The organism is uncultured Porticoccus sp. (assembly GCF_913061305.1).
Taxonomy (GTDB): Bacteria; Pseudomonadota; Gammaproteobacteria; order Pseudomonadales; family Porticoccaceae; genus Porticoccus.
On the sequence record NZ_CAJXST010000002.1, the window covers coordinates 273,036 to 291,575 of the forward strand.

19 protein-coding genes and 1 tRNA gene are annotated in these 18,540 nt (G+C 53.0%); 13 read left to right on the forward strand and 7 right to left on the reverse strand.

Features of this window, described 5'->3' with window-relative positions; genetic code table 11:
- Positions 1–173: 173 nt before the first annotated feature.
- Together QZ516_RS03350 and QZ516_RS03355 are read right to left on the reverse strand one after the other, a co-directional pair.
- Complete coding sequence (locus QZ516_RS03350) at positions 174–566, reverse strand: GreA/GreB family elongation factor (protein ID WP_297186184.1); 393 nt, start codon at positions 564–566, stop codon at positions 174–176.
- A 333-nt stretch (positions 567–899) separates the two neighbouring features.
- A tRNA-Leu gene (locus QZ516_RS03355) sits at positions 900–986 on the reverse strand.
- A 266-nt stretch (positions 987–1,252) separates the two neighbouring features.
- Between QZ516_RS03355 and rnr the strand changes: the two genes are divergently transcribed.
- Both rnr and rlmB read left to right on the forward strand, forming a co-directional pair.
- Positions 1,253–3,658, forward strand: a complete 2,406-nt coding sequence (gene rnr, locus QZ516_RS03360; protein ID WP_365332778.1) for a ribonuclease R — start codon at positions 1,253–1,255, stop codon at positions 3,656–3,658.
- Positions 3,659–3,691: 33 nt separating this feature from the next.
- Positions 3,692–4,456, forward strand: a complete 765-nt coding sequence (gene rlmB, locus QZ516_RS03365) for a 23S rRNA (guanosine(2251)-2'-O)-methyltransferase RlmB (RefSeq protein ID WP_297186189.1) — start codon at positions 3,692–3,694, stop codon at positions 4,454–4,456.
- A gap of 33 nt (positions 4,457–4,489) precedes the next feature.
- On the opposite strand, the gene QZ516_RS03370 is transcribed toward rlmB, so the two are convergent.
- The gene (locus QZ516_RS03370) at positions 4,490–4,654 is read right to left on the reverse strand and encodes a DUF3012 domain-containing protein (RefSeq protein ID WP_297186192.1); all 165 of its coding nucleotides are present in this window, start codon (positions 4,652–4,654) and stop codon (positions 4,490–4,492) included.
- Between the two features lie 198 nt (positions 4,655–4,852).
- Here QZ516_RS03370 and rpsF point away from each other — a divergent pair, with 198 nt between their 5' ends.
- From rpsF to panD, 7 genes are all read left to right on the forward strand, one after another.
- The gene (gene rpsF / locus QZ516_RS03375) at positions 4,853–5,353 is read left to right on the forward strand and encodes a 30S ribosomal protein S6 (RefSeq protein WP_297186195.1); all 501 of its coding nucleotides are present in this window, start codon (positions 4,853–4,855) and stop codon (positions 5,351–5,353) included.
- 2 nt (positions 5,354–5,355) lie between these two features.
- Complete coding sequence (gene rpsR / locus QZ516_RS03380; protein WP_036859891.1) at positions 5,356–5,583, forward strand: 30S ribosomal protein S18; 228 nt, start codon at positions 5,356–5,358, stop codon at positions 5,581–5,583.
- A gap of 16 nt (positions 5,584–5,599) precedes the next feature.
- Positions 5,600–6,457: a hypothetical protein gene (locus QZ516_RS03385; protein ID WP_297186198.1), complete on the forward strand. Its 858-nt coding sequence runs from the start codon at positions 5,600–5,602 to the stop codon at positions 6,455–6,457.
- A gap of 48 nt (positions 6,458–6,505) precedes the next feature.
- Positions 6,506–6,955 (forward strand): 50S ribosomal protein L9, encoded by a 450-nt coding sequence (gene rplI / locus QZ516_RS03390; protein ID WP_297186201.1) that lies wholly within the window; start codon positions 6,506–6,508, stop codon positions 6,953–6,955.
- 93 nt (positions 6,956–7,048) lie between these two features.
- Positions 7,049–8,410, forward strand: a complete 1,362-nt coding sequence (gene dnaB / locus QZ516_RS03395; RefSeq protein ID WP_297186204.1) for a replicative DNA helicase — start codon at positions 7,049–7,051, stop codon at positions 8,408–8,410.
- A gap of 36 nt (positions 8,411–8,446) precedes the next feature.
- On the forward strand, positions 8,447–9,292 hold the full coding sequence (panC, locus tag QZ516_RS03400) for a pantoate--beta-alanine ligase (protein ID WP_297186206.1): 846 nt from the start codon (positions 8,447–8,449) through the stop codon (positions 9,290–9,292).
- A gap of 12 nt (positions 9,293–9,304) precedes the next feature.
- Positions 9,305–9,685 (forward strand): aspartate 1-decarboxylase, encoded by a 381-nt coding sequence (gene panD, locus QZ516_RS03405; RefSeq protein ID WP_297186209.1) that lies wholly within the window; start codon positions 9,305–9,307, stop codon positions 9,683–9,685.
- Between the two features lie 130 nt (positions 9,686–9,815).
- Here the strand turns inward: panD and QZ516_RS03410 are convergent, their stop codons facing one another.
- Together QZ516_RS03410 and QZ516_RS03415 are read right to left on the reverse strand one after the other, a co-directional pair.
- Positions 9,816–10,268 carry a hypothetical protein gene (locus tag QZ516_RS03410; protein WP_297186211.1) on the reverse strand — a complete coding sequence of 151 codons (453 nt, stop codon included), beginning with the start codon at positions 10,266–10,268 and terminating at the stop codon, positions 9,816–9,818.
- 273 nt (positions 10,269–10,541) lie between these two features.
- On the reverse strand, positions 10,542–11,342 hold the full coding sequence (locus QZ516_RS03415) for a GGDEF domain-containing protein (protein ID WP_297186213.1): 801 nt from the start codon (positions 11,340–11,342) through the stop codon (positions 10,542–10,544).
- Between the two features lie 441 nt (positions 11,343–11,783).
- On the opposite strand from QZ516_RS03415, the gene QZ516_RS03420 reads away from it, so the two are divergent.
- The gene (locus QZ516_RS03420) at positions 11,784–15,311 is read left to right on the forward strand and encodes a PAS domain-containing hybrid sensor histidine kinase/response regulator (protein WP_297186216.1); all 3,528 of its coding nucleotides are present in this window, start codon (positions 11,784–11,786) and stop codon (positions 15,309–15,311) included.
- 96 nt (positions 15,312–15,407) lie between these two features.
- Positions 15,408–15,893: a YajQ family cyclic di-GMP-binding protein gene (locus QZ516_RS03425; RefSeq protein ID WP_297186219.1), complete on the forward strand. Its 486-nt coding sequence runs from the start codon at positions 15,408–15,410 to the stop codon at positions 15,891–15,893.
- Between the two features lie 55 nt (positions 15,894–15,948).
- Here the strand turns inward: QZ516_RS03425 and QZ516_RS03430 are convergent, their stop codons facing one another.
- Both QZ516_RS03430 and QZ516_RS03435 read right to left on the reverse strand, forming a co-directional pair.
- Positions 15,949–16,614 carry a response regulator transcription factor gene (locus QZ516_RS03430; RefSeq protein ID WP_297186221.1) on the reverse strand — a complete coding sequence of 222 codons (666 nt, stop codon included), beginning with the start codon at positions 16,612–16,614 and terminating at the stop codon, positions 15,949–15,951.
- Positions 16,614–16,868: a hypothetical protein gene (locus QZ516_RS03435; RefSeq protein WP_297186224.1), complete on the reverse strand. Its 255-nt coding sequence runs from the start codon at positions 16,866–16,868 to the stop codon at positions 16,614–16,616. The genes QZ516_RS03430 and QZ516_RS03435 overlap by 1 nt, the downstream gene beginning before the upstream one ends.
- A 7-nt stretch (positions 16,869–16,875) precedes the next feature.
- Between QZ516_RS03435 and QZ516_RS03440 the strand changes: the two genes are divergently transcribed.
- Both QZ516_RS03440 and QZ516_RS03445 read left to right on the forward strand, forming a co-directional pair.
- Positions 16,876–18,147: a DcaP family trimeric outer membrane transporter gene (locus tag QZ516_RS03440; protein ID WP_297186438.1), complete on the forward strand. Its 1,272-nt coding sequence runs from the start codon at positions 16,876–16,878 to the stop codon at positions 18,145–18,147.
- A 120-nt stretch (positions 18,148–18,267) separates the two neighbouring features.
- Positions 18,268–18,540, forward strand: coding sequence for a DUF4212 domain-containing protein (locus QZ516_RS03445; protein ID WP_297186227.1), 273 nt, complete (start codon positions 18,268–18,270; stop codon positions 18,538–18,540).

The following is an 18,540-nucleotide window of genomic DNA, read 5'->3' on the forward strand; positions in this document are numbered from 1 at the left end:
CTTTGTTCTTACTCATGTCAGTCTCCATTGTTCTGTTGATCGAATATAAGCAAAAAGTGACTGCCGCATAGGGCGATAGAGGAAAATAAAAATTCAGCTTAGCTGTTTATTCTCAACTATGAGCGGCATGAAAAAGACTGCATGATTATTTCCCTCCATATCTGTGAAAATTTTTACGCTACAGCCAGAATTCGAAAACGATTCATACGGTTTCCGACGAAGAAGGTTATGGTTTCGCCGTGTTTTTTACCTAGCAGGGCAGAGCCCAAAGGGGAAAGGACGGAGATTTTTCCTTGCGATGGATCACTATCACCAGGCAGCACAACGGTGATAGTGGTTTCACTGTCATCGAGCATATCGATGAGGTTGATGCTTGATTCTATTGAGACGGTGTTGCCATCGTGGGGTGTATCGGTGGGTGAGTCATAGATACCCTGCAATTTATCAATCACGTTGGCAATTTCAACCGGACTTAGTGTCAAGGGGTAGAATGTTTTATTCCTCTCCACCGGATCCATCAGTTTTCCGATAAAATTCCGGATGTCTGACAAGTACTTAATATTCATTTTGCACACCAATAGCTTAGGTGCCCTGGGTTTTTGATCAGGGCATAACAGTTAGATTTTTGGATAGAACAGGGGGCCGAGCGTGACTAATCAATCACGCTCGGTTAGGAGGGAAAGGCTACGTGGTGTGTTCTGGGAGAAAAATGCATTTTTTCACAGCTTCCTGTTAAAAGCAGTCTGCGCAATCAACCCGATTATAGCTTTGCAATATTTATAATCAAGCGTATGGAAGTCGAGGGGGTTGAAGGGATGGTTTGAGCGACTAAAAACAAAAAAACCATTTAAGAATCAAATTCTTAAATGGTTTCTCGCGGTCATTCAACCTTTTTAAAATGGTGCCCAGGAGAGGACTTGAACCTCCACGACCTTGCGGTCACTAGCACCTGAAGCTAGCGCGTCTACCAGTTCCGCCACCTGGGCATGATGGGAAGCAGAAGCTGCTTCACCAGCGGTGCGAGACTATAGAGACGGTATCCACTGTTGTCAATTATGTACTGTAAAAAAATGCATTGAAAAGGCAGTAATGATTGTTCTGGTCAGCCCCGAGCTGCGGTTAAAGCCGGTTGCTGAAAAAAAGCCGTGGAGAGTTCCGGGCAAGTATGTTCTGATATTTATATACTTTAGCCGATTTCCTCTGTGGCGTCGGTAGTGCACTTCTTACGTTTGGACTTCCAATGAAAAAAACTGTGAACAAAGATCCTTTTGCCGACCGTGAAGCGGCTAAATACGACAAACCGGTGCCCAGCCGGGAGTTTATCCTCGATTTTCTCGAAAACAGTGTTGGGCCCCTGACCTATGAAGAGCTTCTCGATGCCTTTGGTCTGAGTGATGAGGATGGCAAGGAAGCGCTGCGACGCCGTTTGATCGCCATGGAGCGGGACGGCCAGGCCGTTCGCAATCGCCGCAACGCCTATGGCCCGTTGAACAAGATGAATCTGATCAAGGGCCGTGTCATTGGCCATCCGGAGGGGTTCGGCTTTGTTAAACCCGCCGAGGGCGGTGACGATCTGTTTCTCTCGAGCCGTCAGATGCGTCGTGTCATGGACGGCGATGAGGTGCTGGTGCGGGTAGCCGGGGTGGATCGTCGGGGCCGCTCGGAAGGGTCCATCGTCGAGGTGGTAGAGCACCGTACCAGTACACTGGTGGGTCGTTATTTTGTGGAGAGCGGCATCCATTTTGTTCGCCCGGACAACCCCCGTGTCTCCCAGGACATCATGATTCCCCCCGATCAGCGCAGCGATATTGAGCCAGGCCAGATTGTGGTGGTGGAAATCACGACCCATCCGAGCCGCCACAATCTGCCCGCCGGGCGGGTTATTCAGGTGCTGGGTGAGCATCTGGCGCCCGGGATGGAAATTGATATTTCCATCCATAACTACGGTATTCCCAATCAATGGCCGCAAGCGGTGATTGACCAGGCCGAGGCCATCCCGGCTGAGGTCCGGGAAGAGGACAAACAGTTCCGGGTGGATTTGCGCCACCTGCCTTTTGTCACGATCGACGGCGAGGATGCCAGGGACTTTGATGATGCCGTGTACTGCGAACCGCTCAGTCGCGGTGGCTGGCGGCTCTATGTGGCGATTGCCGATGTCTCACATTATGTGGCTGTGGGCAGCCCGCTGGACGAGGAGGCCTACTTGCGGGGCAATTCCGTGTATTTTCCCCAGCATGTGGTACCGATGTTACCGGAAAAGCTCTCCAACGGCCTCTGTTCACTGAATCCCCAGGTGGATCGACTCACCATGGTTTGTGAAATGACCATGGATGCCGACGGTCAGATCACTAAATTCCAGTTCTATGAAGGGGTTATTTATTCCCACAGCCGGCTGACCTATACCCAGGTTGCCGCCATGATTGCCCAGCACGGAGACCGCAATAGCGGTATTCGCAAGCAGTTTAACGCAGTGGTGGAGCACGTCGATCATCTGTATGACCTATTCCTCGCTCTGTTGGGTCGTCGGGAAATCCGTGGCGCCATCGACTTTGATAGCCAGGAGACCCGTATTCTGTTCGATGCCGAGCGCAAAATTCAGCAGATCATCCCCTCTGAACGCACCGAGGCACACCGGCTGATTGAGGAGTGTATGCTCTGTGCCAACGTCTGCACGGCGACACTGCTGGAGAAGAGCAAACTGCCGGCACTTTACCGGGTTCACCAGCGGCCCCGGCAGGAGAAGCTGGCCAACCTGCGTGAGTTTCTGGGTGAGATCGGCCTCGGTTTACCCGGTGGTGACGAGCCTTCGCCGAAGGATTTCCAGCGGGTACTGTTAAAAATTGCCGGTCGCCCCGATGCCGGTGTGATTCAGACCGTGATTTTGCGCACCATGAATCAGGCCGTTTATGACCCCGAGAATGACGGTCACTTTGGTTTGAATTATTCGGCTTATGCCCACTTTACCTCCCCAATCCGGCGCTATCCCGACCTGCTGGTGCATCGGGCGCTTCGCTATCTCATTCGCAAAAAAGGCAAAGTGAGCCACACCAGGCAAGTGGAAGGGGCTCCTGTCCTGAGTGCTGCGGCGATTTATCCCTATGATGAGCAGTGGATGATCAACAGCGGTGAACACTGCTCCATGACGGAGCGCCGCGCCGATGAGGCGACCCGGGATGTGGTGAACTGGCTGAAGTGTGAATACCTGTTGTCCAGGGTCGGTGATGAATACGAGGGCGTCGTGGTCTCGGTGACCGGTTTCGGTTTGTTTGTACAGCTGACCGAGCTGTTTATTGAAGGCCTTGTTCATATCACCGGGTTGCCAAAGGATTACTACTACCACGAAGCCGCCCACCACCGCCTGGTGGGGGAGCGAACCAAGCGGGTGTTCCGGTTGGGTGACAAACTGCGGGTCAGGGTCAGTCGGGTGGCACTGGATGAGCGCAAGATCGATTTTGATCTGGTGGAAGAGGGTAAAAAAAGCAGGAAAGCGGCTTCTGCAGGCCCTAAAGCTGCAGCGCTGGCGGCAGAACACGAACAGTCCGGAAGAAAGCGCGGAAAAACCGGGAAACCCAGGTCGGACAAGTCCGCTGCAAAAACGGATAAAGCCGGTAAACAGCAGAAACCCCGGCGACGCAAGCCGCCGGCTGCAAAACGCTGATACAGCTTGTGTGGGCTCTGATGGATATTGATCATGACAGATAAGCTGACGGACCATGCCAAGGGGCAGGGTCAGTGGATTTTTGGGTTACATGCGGTCCAGGCTGTGTTGAAAACCTCTGCCAACAAAGTGCGGCTGTTAAAAGTGTTGCGTGGCCGGGAAGACCAGCGCCTGCAAAAAATACTGGCCATGGCCGAGCGCCAGGGGCTCAGTGTGGAGCGGGTGATGCGCTCGGACTTGGATGACCTGGCAGATGGCTCGCATCAGGGTGTTGCAGCACTCTGTGATGATGCTGAAGTTCAGGATGAACACTTCCTCTATGAACTGCTTGATCGGTCAGAGGAAACGCCTTTCTTACTGATTCTGGACGGTATCACCGATCCACACAATCTGGGTGCCTGTCTCCGCTCCGCTGATGCCGCTGGGGTTCAGGCCGTGATCGTGCCAAAGGACAACTCGGTGGGTCTCACTCCTGTCGTGCAAAAAGTCGCCTGCGGTGCCGTTGAAAACGTGCCACTGGTGGTAGTGACCAATCTGGCACGGACCCTGAGGAAGTTGCAGTCGAGGGGTTTATGGATTATCGGTGCGGCGGGAGAAGCCGAACAGCTGGTTTACAATGCTGACCTGAAAGGGCCGGTTGCGTTGGTCATGGGTGCCGAGGAAAAAGGGCTGCGTCGACTGACCCGTGAATATTGTGACCTGTTGGTGAAGTTGCCCATGGCGGGTGTGGTCAGTAGTCTGAACGTGTCCGTTGCGACCGGCATTTGTCTATTTGAGGCCGTCAGACAGCGCCGATAACGGTTTGCCGGCGCTGCCTGACGGCCTGTGTATTTATTTGATAATGCAGTGTTTTGCGAAGTCTGTGGCTTCGTTGGCCGTCCAGTCACCTTTGGGCGTGTCTTTCATTTTGGTACACCAGGCTTCACTACCCACCTTGGTGCAACCAACACTGGACAGGGCAAACAGTACAATGGCTAACAGGCCTATCGTTTTCATGTTATTTCCTCGGTAAATGGGGAAGGTGAGCGATCAATCATAGCGGCTAAAATGGACAGTTCCAACCCTGTAACTCCCTGAAATGTCGCTTGAAATAGCAGTGGCATACCCGTAGAATGCCGGCCCTTGGCCTGTATCGGGTCAATACTCCTTGCTGCACCGCACTGGGTGGGCAGCTACAACCCGTAGGGAGAGACAATGCGTCACTACGAAATCGTATTTATGGTTCACCCGGACCAGAGCGAACAGGTTCCCGGGATGATCGAGCGTTACAGCAGCACTATTGCCGCCGGTAACGGAACGGTACACCGACTCGAGGACTGGGGCCGCCGCCAACTGGCCTATCCAATCAACAAGATTCACAAAGCTCACTATGTCCTGATGAACGTTGAATGTGGTCAGGATGTCCTGGAAGAGCTGAGTTCTGCATTCCGTTACAACGATGCGGTTATCCGCAGTGCAATCTTCAACTGCAATGAAGCTGTAACGGGTGACTCGCCGATCATGAAAGCGGAGAAGTCAGATCATCGCAGCGATCGTCGCGATACCCGGACCGAAGAAGCGGCATCTGACAGTCAGCGTACTGATGAGGGACAACGTGCCCCATCCGCTGATAGTTCAGACAACGATGATGACACGTCTTCTGCCGATGATGCAGCCGATGCGCCGTCAGAAGAAGTAGTGGAAGAGGAGAAGTAAAGATGGCCCGTTTCAATCGTCGTCGTAAATTCTGCCGTTTCAGTGCCGAAGGTGCTCCGGAAATCGATTATAAAGATCTGGAAACACTGAAGCAGTATGTCTCTGAAACTGGAAAAATTGTGCCAAGCCGTATTACCGGCACCAAGGCCAAGTACCAGCGTCAGCTGTCCACTGCTATCAAGCGCGCACGCTTACTGGCCTTGCTGCCTTATACGGACAGCCACCAGTAATTCGTAGCACCAGCTGATGCGGGCACTGGCTCAGTTCATCATGCGCGGACGGATACAGGCGTCAGTGGTGGCCTTTTTTGGCAGCCTGCTGCCGCTGCTCAGTCCGGCTGCGGTCAGCCTGGTTACCCTGAGTAAAGGGCTTGCAGAGGGTTCTCTGATTTTGTTGTGGGGCTGTCTGCCTCTTCTGATTGCATTTTACATCAGTGGCGTCAGTCCCATGATAACCCTGGCCACCTCGGCAGGCATGGTGGCGGTTTTGGTGTCATCGGAGGTGTTGAGGCAAACACGGTCCTGGTCGCGCACGCTGTTGGTGCTGGTGTGCATCAGTGCTGTGGGCAGTGTGGTGCTCAATCTGCTTTTTAGCGATTCGGCCCGGGAGTTGGAAACACTTGTTGCCGGCATGTTCAGTCAACTGCAGGAACAGGGTGAAACTGGCGCTGCCCCATTTCAGCCGGGGCGTACTTTTTTGCTCGGTGTCATTGCTTATGTGGTAGCACTGACATCAGTGGCCTGCCTGGTGCTGGCACGTTGGTGGCAGGCCGCGCTGTATAACCAGGGTGGTTTCCAGCGGGAGTTTCATCAATTGCGCTTTTCTCCCGCGGTGGCGCTGTCATTGGTTGTGGGTGTAACAGCCTGTTACTTGGCTCCCCTGGAGTATGGCAGCTGGGCGGGATTGCTGGGATTGCCGTTATTTTTAGGGGGCATTGGTCTGGTTCACTTTACTGTGGCGCATTACCAGATCGGCGTGCACTGGCTGGCAGTTTTTTACGTGGGACTGGTGATTATCGGTCCACTGAGTTTGGTACTGGTCGGGTTGGGTTTGCTGGACAGTATCTTGAACATACGCACCAGGCTGGTGAAGGGTAAACTCTAGTTTACCAACCGGCGGTGTCAACAGATTAATAGTGAGAGGGTATTCGAGATGGAAGTGATTCTTCTGGAAAAAGTCGGCAAGCTTGGCAGCATTGGTGACAAAGTGAATGTTAAGGCCGGTTATGGCCGCAACTATCTTATTCCACAAAATAAAGCCGTGTTTGCCACCAATGCCAATATGGCAGAGTTCGAGGCCAAGCGTGCCGAACTCGAAGCTGCCGCGCTGGAGCAACGCACGGCCGCTGAAGCCCGTGGCCAACAGCTGGCCGCATTGCCAGCCATTGTCATTGCCGCCAATTCCGGTGATGAAGGAAAATTGTTTGGCTCCATCGGTACGCGCGATATTGCGGATGCAGTGACTGCCGCTGGTGTCGAGGTGAGCAAAAGCGAAGTGAAGCTGCCTGAAGGGGCTCTGCGTGAAATTGGTGAATATGAAATTGATATTCAGCTGCACGCTGAGATAACCCAGCCGATTAAATTGTCTGTTATCGCTGAGTAAGTCGGCAGATTCAGGCGATAGCATAATTGGTAACAACACGGCACTCCATTTCTCGTGGCAGTGCCGTTTCCGTGTTGGCGGGTGATGGGTCAGATGGTTGAAGACAGAGAAGCACTGGAACAGCAGCTGCCGCATTCAATTGAAGCGGAACAGGCGGTGCTTGGTGGTCTGATGCTCAGCAATAGCGGCTTTGATGCTGTTGCTTCGCTGATATCGGATAAAGACTTTTTTGCCAGCGACCATCAGCTGATTTTCCAGACCATGGGGCAGCTCAACGCCGAGCAGAAGCCGCTGGATATCATTACTCTCTCCGAAGCCCTGCAGAATAACCGACAGCTGGATCAGATAGGCGGTTCCTCCTATCTGGTTGAGTTGTCGAACAATACCCCCAGTTCTGCAAATATCAACGCTTACGCGCAAATCGTACTGGAGCGCTCCATTATCCGGCAGCTGATTACTGCTGCCAGTGATATCGTAAAAAAAGGCTACAACCCGCTGGGTTGGGACAGTAACAAGCTGCTGGCCGAGGCAGAAAAAAGACTGGTTGCGATTATCGAAAGCCGGCCTAATCAGGGTGGCTTTCTATCGGTTAATGAACTGCTCAAAGAAGTGGTTGAGCGGATTGACCAGCTTTTCAACAGCGATGCTGACATTACCGGGCTGAGTACCGGATTTGCCGATCTCGATGAGAAAACATCGGGCTGGCAGCCATCGGATCTGGTGATTATTGCGGGTCGACCTTCTATGGGTAAGACCTCGTTTGCCATGAACATGGCTGAGCACGCGGTGTTGCATCAGGAAAAGCCGGTGCTGGTGTTTAGCATGGAGATGCCGGCCAGTCAGCTGATCATGCGAATGATGTCCTCTCTCGGCAAGATTGATCAAACAAAATTGCGGGCCGGTAACCTGTCAGAAGATGATTGGCCGAGATTGTCCAGTGCGGCCTCCCGCCTCAAGGATCGACCGCTGTTCATCGACGACACACCGGGTATCACTCCCATGGAGCTGCGCAATCGGATCAGGCAGGTGACCCGCGAACACGGCCAGCCCGGCATGGTGTTGGTGGACTATCTGCAGTTGATGAGTGGCAGCGTCGCCACAGAAAACCGGACCAATGAAATTTCGCAGATATCCCGGGAATTGAAAAATATTGCCCGGGAGTTCAACTGCCCGGTGATTGCCCTGTCCCAGCTCAGCCGTAACCTTGAGAACCGCCCCAACAAGCGCCCAATCAATTCGGACTTGCGTGAATCCGGTGCCATCGAGCAGGACGCCGATGTCGTCGTCTTTATCTACCGCGATGAAGTCTACAACGAAGAAAGTCCCGACAAGGGTGTGGCTGAAATCATCATTGGCAAGCAGAGGAATGGCCCCATCGGCACTTGCAAGCTGACATTTCTCGGCAAATATACCCGCTTTGAAAACCTTGCCAGAGATTACTTTTCTCAGGATTAAGCGGTTTTGTTCCCAGACACTGTTTCCGGATAGATTATGCAGATTTTTCACACGGTAAATGGACTTCGCCAGCCACTGGCGGCGGCGAGGAGTGCGGGAAAGCGGATCGGCTTTGTACCGACCATGGGGAATTTGCATGATGCGCACATTGCCTTGATCAAACAGGCACAGCAGACCAATGATATCGTGGTCTGCTCCATTTTCGTCAATGGACTCCAGTTTGGCCTTAACGAGGACTGGGACAAATATCCCCGTACCCTTGAAGCTGACTCTGGTCGTCTGCGCGACGCCGGTTGCGATTTTCTGTTTCACCCCAATGATCAGGAAATGTATCCCAATGGACTCGATACCCAAACCCGGGTGATTTGCCCGACCATGACCGACGTGCTCTGTGGTGCCAGTCGTCCTGGGCATTTTGAGGGCGTCACTACGGTGGTGACCAAGCTGTTCAACATCGTACAGCCGGATGAAGCGGTTTTCGGGATGAAGGATTTTCAACAGCTGGCCGTGATCCGGCGCATGACAGAAGATCTCTGCGTCCCGGTGGCGATTACCGGAGCGCCGATTCACCGTGAACCGGATGGCCTGGCGATGAGTTCCCGGAACAGTTTTTTGACGCCGGAAGAGCGGCCTAAAGCTAATCAGCTTTATCTCAGCCTCAACTGGATTGTCAACCAGATAAACGCGGGCAATCGTGAGTACAAGACCCTTGAAAAACAGGCCAGCCAACAGATTGAGAGCGTTGGCTTCAGGGCTGACTACGTGAGTGTCTGCAACAGCAAGACGCTGCAGATGGCAGCAGACGACGACCAGGACATTACTGTTCTCGGTGCCATGTACACGTCCGGTGCCCGATTAATTGATAATATTTCCCTGAATTAGAGGAATCGCTTTATGCTGAACACCATGCTTAAAGGCAAGCTTCATATGGCCAGTGTCACCCATGCGGAGCTCTGGTACGATGGTTCCTGTGCTATTGATGCCAACCTGCTGGAGATAGCGGGGCTAAGAGAATTTGAACAGATCGATATCTACAATGTGAACAATGGTGAACGGTTCACTACCTATATTATCTGTGCAGAACCGGGCTCCGGTATGATTTCTGTGAATGGTGCTGCAGCCCGCAAGTGTCAGGTGGGTGATCGTCTGATTATTGCCACCTATGCCCAATATACCGAAGAAGAGTTGATCCGGCACAAGCCAAAACTGGTTTATCTGGATGAATGTAACAAGGTTGTTCGCGCGTCAAATACTATTCCGGTTCAGGTTGCCTGACCTGACACTTTGTATCACCGCTGTTTTCGGTTTATAGAGGCTCGGAATGAACGGGTAGGTATCGCCTGACTCTTGTCGGCGACTCTAACAGTGAATAAGGCGATGTCCAGGCCAGCTGGAAGTTGTAGGGCTAGGACGTCGGCTTGATGGCATTTTCAGAGGGCAGGGCTGCCTCTTCGTCGCCTTCAATTGATGGGAGGCGATTGATGAGGTTGCTGAGTTTGTCGAGATGTTCTTCTGAAATATCTGTAAAGCGGATAACTATGCCCGCCCTTTTTTTACCCCGTCGGATCCTGAGGAAAGCAGCTTTGATGTTTTTGATGACCATCTCTTCATCCAAATCAGAAAATAATCTGATCTCCTTGAAAACGGTGTTCTTGCCATCGGGAAATATTTTCTCCAGGACTTTTTCGGTTACCCCTTCATTGAGATACAGGCAAGCACCCCTGATGTTTAACACCATGTAGCCAGATCTTGTGTCTTCATAAAACGAAAATGGGTCCAGATTCTTGAGAGTTATCTCACATCTGCCAATGACCCGATTTCCGCTAAATTTTCTTTTGTCTCGATTTTCCCCTTTCACAATAGTTCTTTGCCTTCTAACTTTATGGGCTCGGTGGATAAATGTTTACTCTTTATGACATGATAGTTATCAGACAATAAATCATGTTTTGCCAATTTAATATCATTGACTGCAAAAGAGGTAATTAAAACGGCATGGTAGGACAAGTATTATAACTCATGCGTGGTGATGGACCGCTCACAGTCCGTTGTCGGCCACCGATGACAAAAAAATACTGACCCTCGAATGTGGCCAGCCACTGGTTTCGTTAATTTATAATCAAGGCAAGAAGAATCAAAAAATGCAATTTCGACCGTTCTTTTTGGCATCGTATAGCGCTTGATCAGATCGTCTTATGAGCTCTTCATGGTGTTCACCATGACGGTATGAGGCCAGACCGATACTGACTCTCGGTGTAATGGTGTGGTTGTTTATTTCAATAGCCGAGCTGCCCAGTGATGCCATGATTTGTTCGGCCGCACTGCGGGCACCCACAAGATCCGTGTTGGGTAATATCAGCACGAATTCATCTCCGCCGAAGCGAAAGGGAAGATCCGATACACGAAGTACCTGTCTGATGGCTTTCGATGCATGCTTCAATATCTGATCACCACCGATATGCCCGACCTGGTCGTTAACTACCTTGAAGTTGTCAATATCAATCATCATGACTGACAGGTCATAACCATGCCGTTCAGCTCGTTTGGTTTCCTTGGGCAGCAATTCGTCCAGTGATTTTCGGTTCATGACACCCGTCAGCCCATCATAGAAGGCCATTTTTTCCATTGCCCGGAAATCCAGGGCATTTTTCAGGTAGTGAGCAAGGCAGCCAATGCTTTGTTCATGAAGGTGCAGATCCTGTTCAGAGAAGCGTTTTTGGCTGGTGATGGTCAATTCACCCAGATAACGTTTTTGTAGTCGCAAAGTGTAGTGAGCCTGGTGAACCCGCAACGACCCCGACATAAGAGATATCTCATCATCAGGATAAGCATATTCAATGCTGCCCAGACGTTGTTGCTCGCTCAACCAACCGAAAAAGTGATTGATCAGTGAGCCCACATCAAGTGAGCCCTGAAGCCTCTGGTGAAGCCTCAATTGGTTTCTCTCTGAAATCAGTTGATGGGGTGGTTGGTCTTGCGGTGAGTGAGCGGCCGGGGACTTCACTGCGTGTTGCGAAGTACTTATGGGTATTACTTTGTCCATAAAACACGTGTGTCCATGTCTTTGTAAGCCGGGTGAGATGTGCCTGAAATTCTGACGGATGGGGCGTATCAAACAATCAAAAAAAGTATTATGAGGCATCGCATATTCTTTGACAAATAAACGGAAAATTGACGGTTTCAGGCCGGCAGCCGTCATTATACTTCCGCGCGATGATTTCTTTGATCGCTATGTTGCGCCCTCTATTGTCCCAATGCGATTGTTGATCCTTTTCGATGACTTGCAACCTTCGGGAAAATCATTGAATCTTCCTTTACCTGTGCATGGGGAGTATCAACGGACAGCATATTTCAGCTGTCTGGGTGATAGCCAACAATGACCGAACCGGACATCATGATTTCACAACCCACTCTGTTGTTGGTAGCACTTGGCTGTGTGTTGCTCCTGGTGTTGGTGGCGCTCTGGTCAGAGCGTTACCCCGGCTGGCACAACCGCCTGCATCCGTATATCTATAGCCTGACGCTGGCGGTTTACTGCACCTCCTGGACATTCTTTGGTGCAGTGGGCACAGCGGCTCACAATACCTGGGCCTATCTGCCCATTTATCTCGGACCCATGCTGGTATTTGTCCTCGGCATGCCCATCCTGCGCAAACTGGTCAAGGCTGGGGCCAGGCAAAAGACCACTTCTATGGCGGATTTTATCGGTGCCCGCTACGGCAAACGGCAGCTTCTGGCGGCACTGGTCACACTGGTGGCAGTGGCTGGCTCGATGCCTTACATCTCTCTGCAGCTGCATGCTGTATCCATTGCATGGGATACGCTGGCAGGGCCGATTGCGGCCGGAACAATGGGTGTCTATCAGCCAGATAACGCGTTTATTACGGCCTGTTTGCTGGCGGTCTTTGCCATGGTGTTCGGCACCCGGCACATTGAGGGACGTGAGCGCAATCGCGGCATGATGTCAGCGCTGGCACTCGAATCCATCATCAAACTGTTCGCGTTAATAGTCCTGGCCGTGTTTGCCTTGATGATGGCCGCCGCGGCTGATGGCGACTCCGTCGCCAGCGGCGAGCCATGGCTTCAGCCCTGGCTGGTCAATCCTGTGGATATGCAGTTTGTCACCATGACGCTGTTATCCATGCTGGCGATTATCTGCCTGCCGCGACAGTTTCATGTGACGGTCGTAGAATTTCAGAGTGAGCGGGATCTGCGCATGGCCCACTGGCTTTTCCCGCTCTATCTGCTGGCCATCGTTGCTGTGGTGTTGCCCATCACACTGGTGGCCCAGCAATTGCTCGGGGGTAGCGGCATCTCTCCCGATACCTATGTGCTGAAGCTGGCCATGGCCAGCCACTCTGACCTGTTGGTCATTTTGGTTTTTGCCGGTGGGTTTTCAGCGGCGACCGGGATGGTGATCGTGGCAACGGTGACGTTGTCCATCATGGTCTCCAACGAGATTATCCTGCCGCTGCTGTTGCGTTGGCGCAAACAGCACTTTCGTCAGGCAGGATTCCTGGGGCAATATCTGCGCTGGATTCGCCGCGGTTGTATCCTGACCATCTTGCTGGCGTCCTGGCTGATGTACCGTTTGATGGGGGCAGACAAGGAGCTGGCCTCAATTGGCCTGGTTTCGTTCGCCTGTTTTGCCCAATTGGCTCCGGCACTACTGGGCGCTATTTACTGGCGTCGCGGACATGCCCTGGGCGTGTATGCGGGATTGGCTGTCGGCTTTCTGTTCTGGTGGTACTGCCTGTTGGTGCCGATGATTCTGGGGCCGCAACACCCGGTGATGTCGGCCGGCCCATGGGGACTGTCCTGGTTGCGGCCCGAATCCCTGTTCGGTACCGGTTTTCTCGACCCGCTGAGTCATGGCGTGTGGTGGAGTCTGTGCAGCAATCTGCTGATCTATATCTCGGTGTCATTGTTCGTCAAACCGGCCGAGCGGGATACGTTCCAGGCGGATGTGTTCGTCGACGTGCCGCAACCACAACTGTACGGTGACGACGACTTTGAGTTATCCCCTGTTCGGGTGGTGCAATTGCGGCAATTGCTGCAGTCTTTCATCAGCCGTTCGCAGCATGAAGAACTGTGGCGCAGTTGTGAAGCACGTTTCCATCAACGCCTGCTGGACAATGACCGGGCACCGGTTTTTGCGGTCAGACGGGTTGAAAAAGCGCTGTCTGCTATCGTGGGGAGTGCGTCGGCACAGAGCATTATCGGTCTGCTGCAGCGTACGGAGCCTCTCCAGTTCAGCGATGTGGCGGCGATTGTCGGTGGCACGTCCGAACAGCTTCAGTTTAATCGGGATTTGCTGCAAACCACCGTAGAGACGATTACCCAGGGGGTGTGTGTGGTGGACGCGGATCTGAAGGTGGTGGCATGGAACCGGCGCTACGAACAGATATTCGATTATCCACCGCGGTTGCTCTATGTGGGCTGCCCGATCAGATCGATTTACGAATTTAACGCCAGGCGGGGACTTTACCGGGATACCGACACACTGGAACGGCAGGTGGAGCGCCGTCTTGATTTGTTGCGCAGTGGGAGTTCGCACCGTTTTGAGCGGACCCTGCCGAACGGTACGACCATCCAGGTGGTTGGCAATCCCATGCCTAACGGCGGATTTGCCGCTACGTATACCGATATCAGTGACTATAAAAATGTGGTGGTTGCGCTGGAGGAGGCCAAGGCCACCCTGGAGGAGCGCGTCAACCAGCGCACCGCGGATCTGTCTGCATTGAATCATGCGCTGGGAGAAGAAAACCGGTTGCGGGCGCTGGCGGAGGCAGAGGTTCGCGAGATGCACAGCAGTAAAAGCCGTTTCATGCAGGCCGCCAGCCATGACCTGTTGCAGCCGATCAGTGCCGCCAAACTTTTCGTTTCCTCAACCCAGCTGCAATTGATGAATACCGATAATCAGCCGCTTCTGGAACAGATGAACCATATCCAGAAATCCCTGGATACGGCCGAAAAACTGATAGCTACTCTGCGAGAAATAGCCGGTCTTGAGGGCGGCAAATTGCAGCCGGCAATAAAAGCTTTTTGTATCGGTGAACTGCTCACTGATTTGGCCGCCGAGTTTGGTGTGCTGGCGGTTGAGAAGGGCATTGCCCTGCATTTTGTGCCCTCCCGGGTCATGGTGGAAAGCGACCCCCACCTGCTGCGGCGGATTCTGCAAAACTTTATGAGCAATGCGGTTCATTACACCCGGCGCGGGCGTTTGTTACTCGGTTGCCGCCGGACTGCCCGGGGTTTGCGTGTAGAGGTCTGGGACACAGGGCCGGGTATTGCCCCGGGTGCCATGGATCGTATTTTTCGTGAGTTTGAACGTCTCAGCCCCGGTGCGACCAGTGTCGACAAAGGGCTGGGTCTGGGGCTGACGATCGCCAAAGGCATGGCGGATTTAATGGGGCATGAAATCGGTGTACGATCCAGACCCGGTGAGGGCTCCGTCTTCAGTATTTTGGTGCCCTACGGCAAAGCGGGCCGCTCAATACTGCCAAAAATGGCGGTATCCATGCAGCAACCGGCGCTGCATGGCGTCCGTGTCCTCTGCATCGATAACGAAGAGGAAATCCTCAGGGGTATGGAGAGCCTGCTGGGTCAGTGGGGTTGTCGTGTCCTGTCGGCGAGAGGCCCCGACGAGCTGCCACCACTCCTGGGTGAGTCTCCCCCGGCGATCTTGCTGGTGGACTATCACCTGGAAGAAAACCTTACCGGGATTGAACTGGTAAGACAGTTGCCGGCCTCCTGGCAGGCGGCCCCCTGTATTATTATCAGCGCTGACGATTCCGATGACATTAAACACCGGGCAGCAATGGCAGGTTACAGGCTGATATCAAAACCGGTATCCGCGGATCAGCTGGCGGCATTGATGACGTCACTACTGGGTCAATCCTGAACACAGAAGTTGCCTTGCCGGGTGGCCAGACCACTTTTCTCGAGCGGTGAGTGCCGCTAGACTGGTCGCCCGAAATATCAGCCAACAGGATCTATTATGCCGACCTTCGATATTGTCTCAGAAGTGGATCAGGTAGAAATTCGTCACGCCACTGAAAATACGCAACGTGAGCTGGCCACCCGCTTTGATTTTCGCGGGGTTGAATCCAGTGTGACGCTACAGGACGAGGTGGTTACACTGACTGCCGAATCAGATTTTCAGTGCCGGCAACTGTTGGACATGCTGAGCAAGAATCTGGTGAAACGCAATGTGGATCCCTATGTCATCGATGTGGATGAGGAGGCAGTTCACAGCGGCAAAACGTTCTCACTGCAGGTGCGGTTCAAACAGGGTATTGACCAGCCGATGGCGAAGAAAATCATCAAGTTGGTGAAAGAGGCCAAAGTAAAGGTACAGACGGCGATTCAGGGCGACAAACTGCGGGTTACCGGTAAGAAGCGCGACGATCTGCAGGAAACCATTGCCCTGGTTAAAGGAGCCGATCTTGGCCAGCCATTCCAGTTCGAGAATTTCAGAGACTGAATCCTGGCGCACTGTTCCAGTGCTGGGCGGATTTTCGATACCGAACCAAGGCTGACTAGTTTTCCTCTGAGTCCGTTGATTCCTCGAGGTTGAGCTTGCCAATGGCCAGTACCGCCTGGGTTCTCGACCGCACACCCAGTTTCCTGAAGATAGCCGTCATATGGGCCTTGATGGTTGCTTCCGTGACATCCAGTTCATAGGCAATCTGCTTGTTCAGCAGACCCTCGGCCAGCATGGTCAGCACAAGATATTGCTGGGGTGTCAGCGAGGCGATCCCCGCCATCAATTGTTGTTCACTCTGGCTCAGGGGCAGGCATCCCCTCGATCCCGCCTGTGCCGGCGGTAGCCAGATGTTGCCTTGCAGGACGGTCTGAATCGCTTCCAGAATGGTCGTGACGCCGGACGACTTTGGCAGAAACCCCCTGGCGCCAAATTCCACAGCACGCTGGATGATGTCTGTCTTTTCATTGGCAGACACCACCAGCACCGGCAGCTTGCCACAATGCCCCTGCACATAGGCCAGTGCACTGAACCCGTGGGCGCCGGGCATGTGCAGATCCAGTAAGACCAAATCCGTATCGGGATGATCGCCTAACTTGATTTGCAGGCTGGCCATATCCTGTGCTTCGACGACTTCCTGTTCTCCACCCATGGTTTGCAGCACCTGGGAAATGGCATTTCTGAAGAGAGGGTGGTCGTCGGCAACAATAAATTTCGACATTATTTTTGTGCTTCAGCAGGTATTTCTTTTTGATGGTAATGCGCGCGCTGTTCAGTGGCAAGGTTTTCATTTTTCGCTAAAAAACGTTTTATCCCACCAATTTCATTAGACATTGGTCTTAAATTTCCTGCCGAATCGACCTTGGTCGGATACCCAAAAAAATGTGTCGGCGTTACACCTGTCACCGTTACAGGTTTTTTGGGAGAAAGGGTGATGGTTAACAGAAAAAAAATGGCCACCGTTTCAGGTGTCATCTTGCCGATGCTGGTTTTTTCGGGACAGCTCTGGGCAAATGCCACCAATGAGGAGCTGGCGGCCAGGGTGGAGCAACTGGAGTCCCTGGTGACGCAACTACAGCAGTTGGTTACGGAGCAGGGTGAGCAGCAGCAGGAAATGGCCACGACGGTCAGCAAGAAAGTCGATGCGCCGTTGTCCGGCACCAAATTCAGTTACGGCGGTTATGTGAAGTTCGATGCCATGAGCAGCAGCTTCTCCGATGGGGAGCGCGCTACGGCTTCTATCGGTGACGATATTCTGGTGCCGTCGACCATCCCGGTGGATGGCAAAGGCGGTGCCAGCCGTTTCGACAGTTCGGCAAAGACCTCGAGGTTCTGGTTCAAAACCACCACGCCCACCGATATGGGTGATGTGCGAACCCATATCGAAATGGATTTGCTGACATTCGATGGTGACGAGCGGATCACCAATGCCAATCACTCCAGGATTCGGCACGCCTATCTGGCCTGGGATTACCGCGATAACGCATCACTGTTGTTTGGCCAGACCTGGAGTACGTTCATGAACGTGAATGTGCTGCCGGAAACGGTCGACTTCATTGGCCCCACCTCCGGGGTCATCTTCAACCGCCAGGCCCAGGCCCGCTGGAGCTACCGGTTTGAACGGGGTGGTGCCTTCCATGTGGCGCTGGAGAATCCCTCCAGTGGTGCGATCGATGGTGGTGGCGGTATCGAGAGCAGCAATTTCGATGACAACAGCCTGCCCGATCTGGCACTGCGTTATGACGGCATAGCGGGCAATCTCAGCTACAGCCTGGCTGCCATTGGTCGACAGATCAGTTATGACACCGGCACCCAGGACGAGGATGCCTATGGCCTCGGCCTGAGTCTGTCGGGCAAATACCAGTTCAGCAATGGGGATGATCTGAAGGTTCAACTCAACCACGGTCACCTCGGCCGCTATATTGCCCTGCAGGCATTCCGCGATGCCGCTGTTGAAGCCGACGGCGATCTGGATCTGCTGGACGTCACCGGTGGTTTTATTGCCTACCGACACTTCTGGTCACCCAGATGGCGCAGCACGCTCTCCTATGCCATGACAAGGGCAGACAATGCCAGTGATGTGGCCACTACCAATACCGAAGAGGTCAGTAACTACGGGCTTAACCTGTTCTATTCCCCCACCGACAAACTGTCGTTCGGGATGGAGTACATCAAGGCGAAGCGGGAGCTGGAAAATGGCAATGATGGCGACCTGAAACGCCTGCAGTTTACCGGCAAGTACGTGTTCGAGTAGCCCGATAACGGGAGGTTTGTTGTCGGCTTAGACCAAGGTTGCAGAGACACAGCGGCACGACGGGATTAACTTGGCAGTGTCCGCTATTAAAAAATAAACAACGGGAGTGGAGGAAAGTTTATGAGCTTCGAAACTAATGAACATGCTCAGGCATATTGGAAGGAGAACCTGCGGTTGCTGATAACGCTGCTGGTGATCTGGTTCACCGTTTCATTCGGGTTTGGCATTCTGTTGGTCGAGCAGCTGAATAACATCCAGTTATTCGGTTTCAAGCTCGGTTTCTGGTTTGCCCAACAGGGTTCCATCTATGTATTTGTGGTGCTGATCTTCGTCTACGTGCTGAAGATGCGAGCACTGGACCGCAAGTACAACGTTCAAGAAGACGCAGAGTAG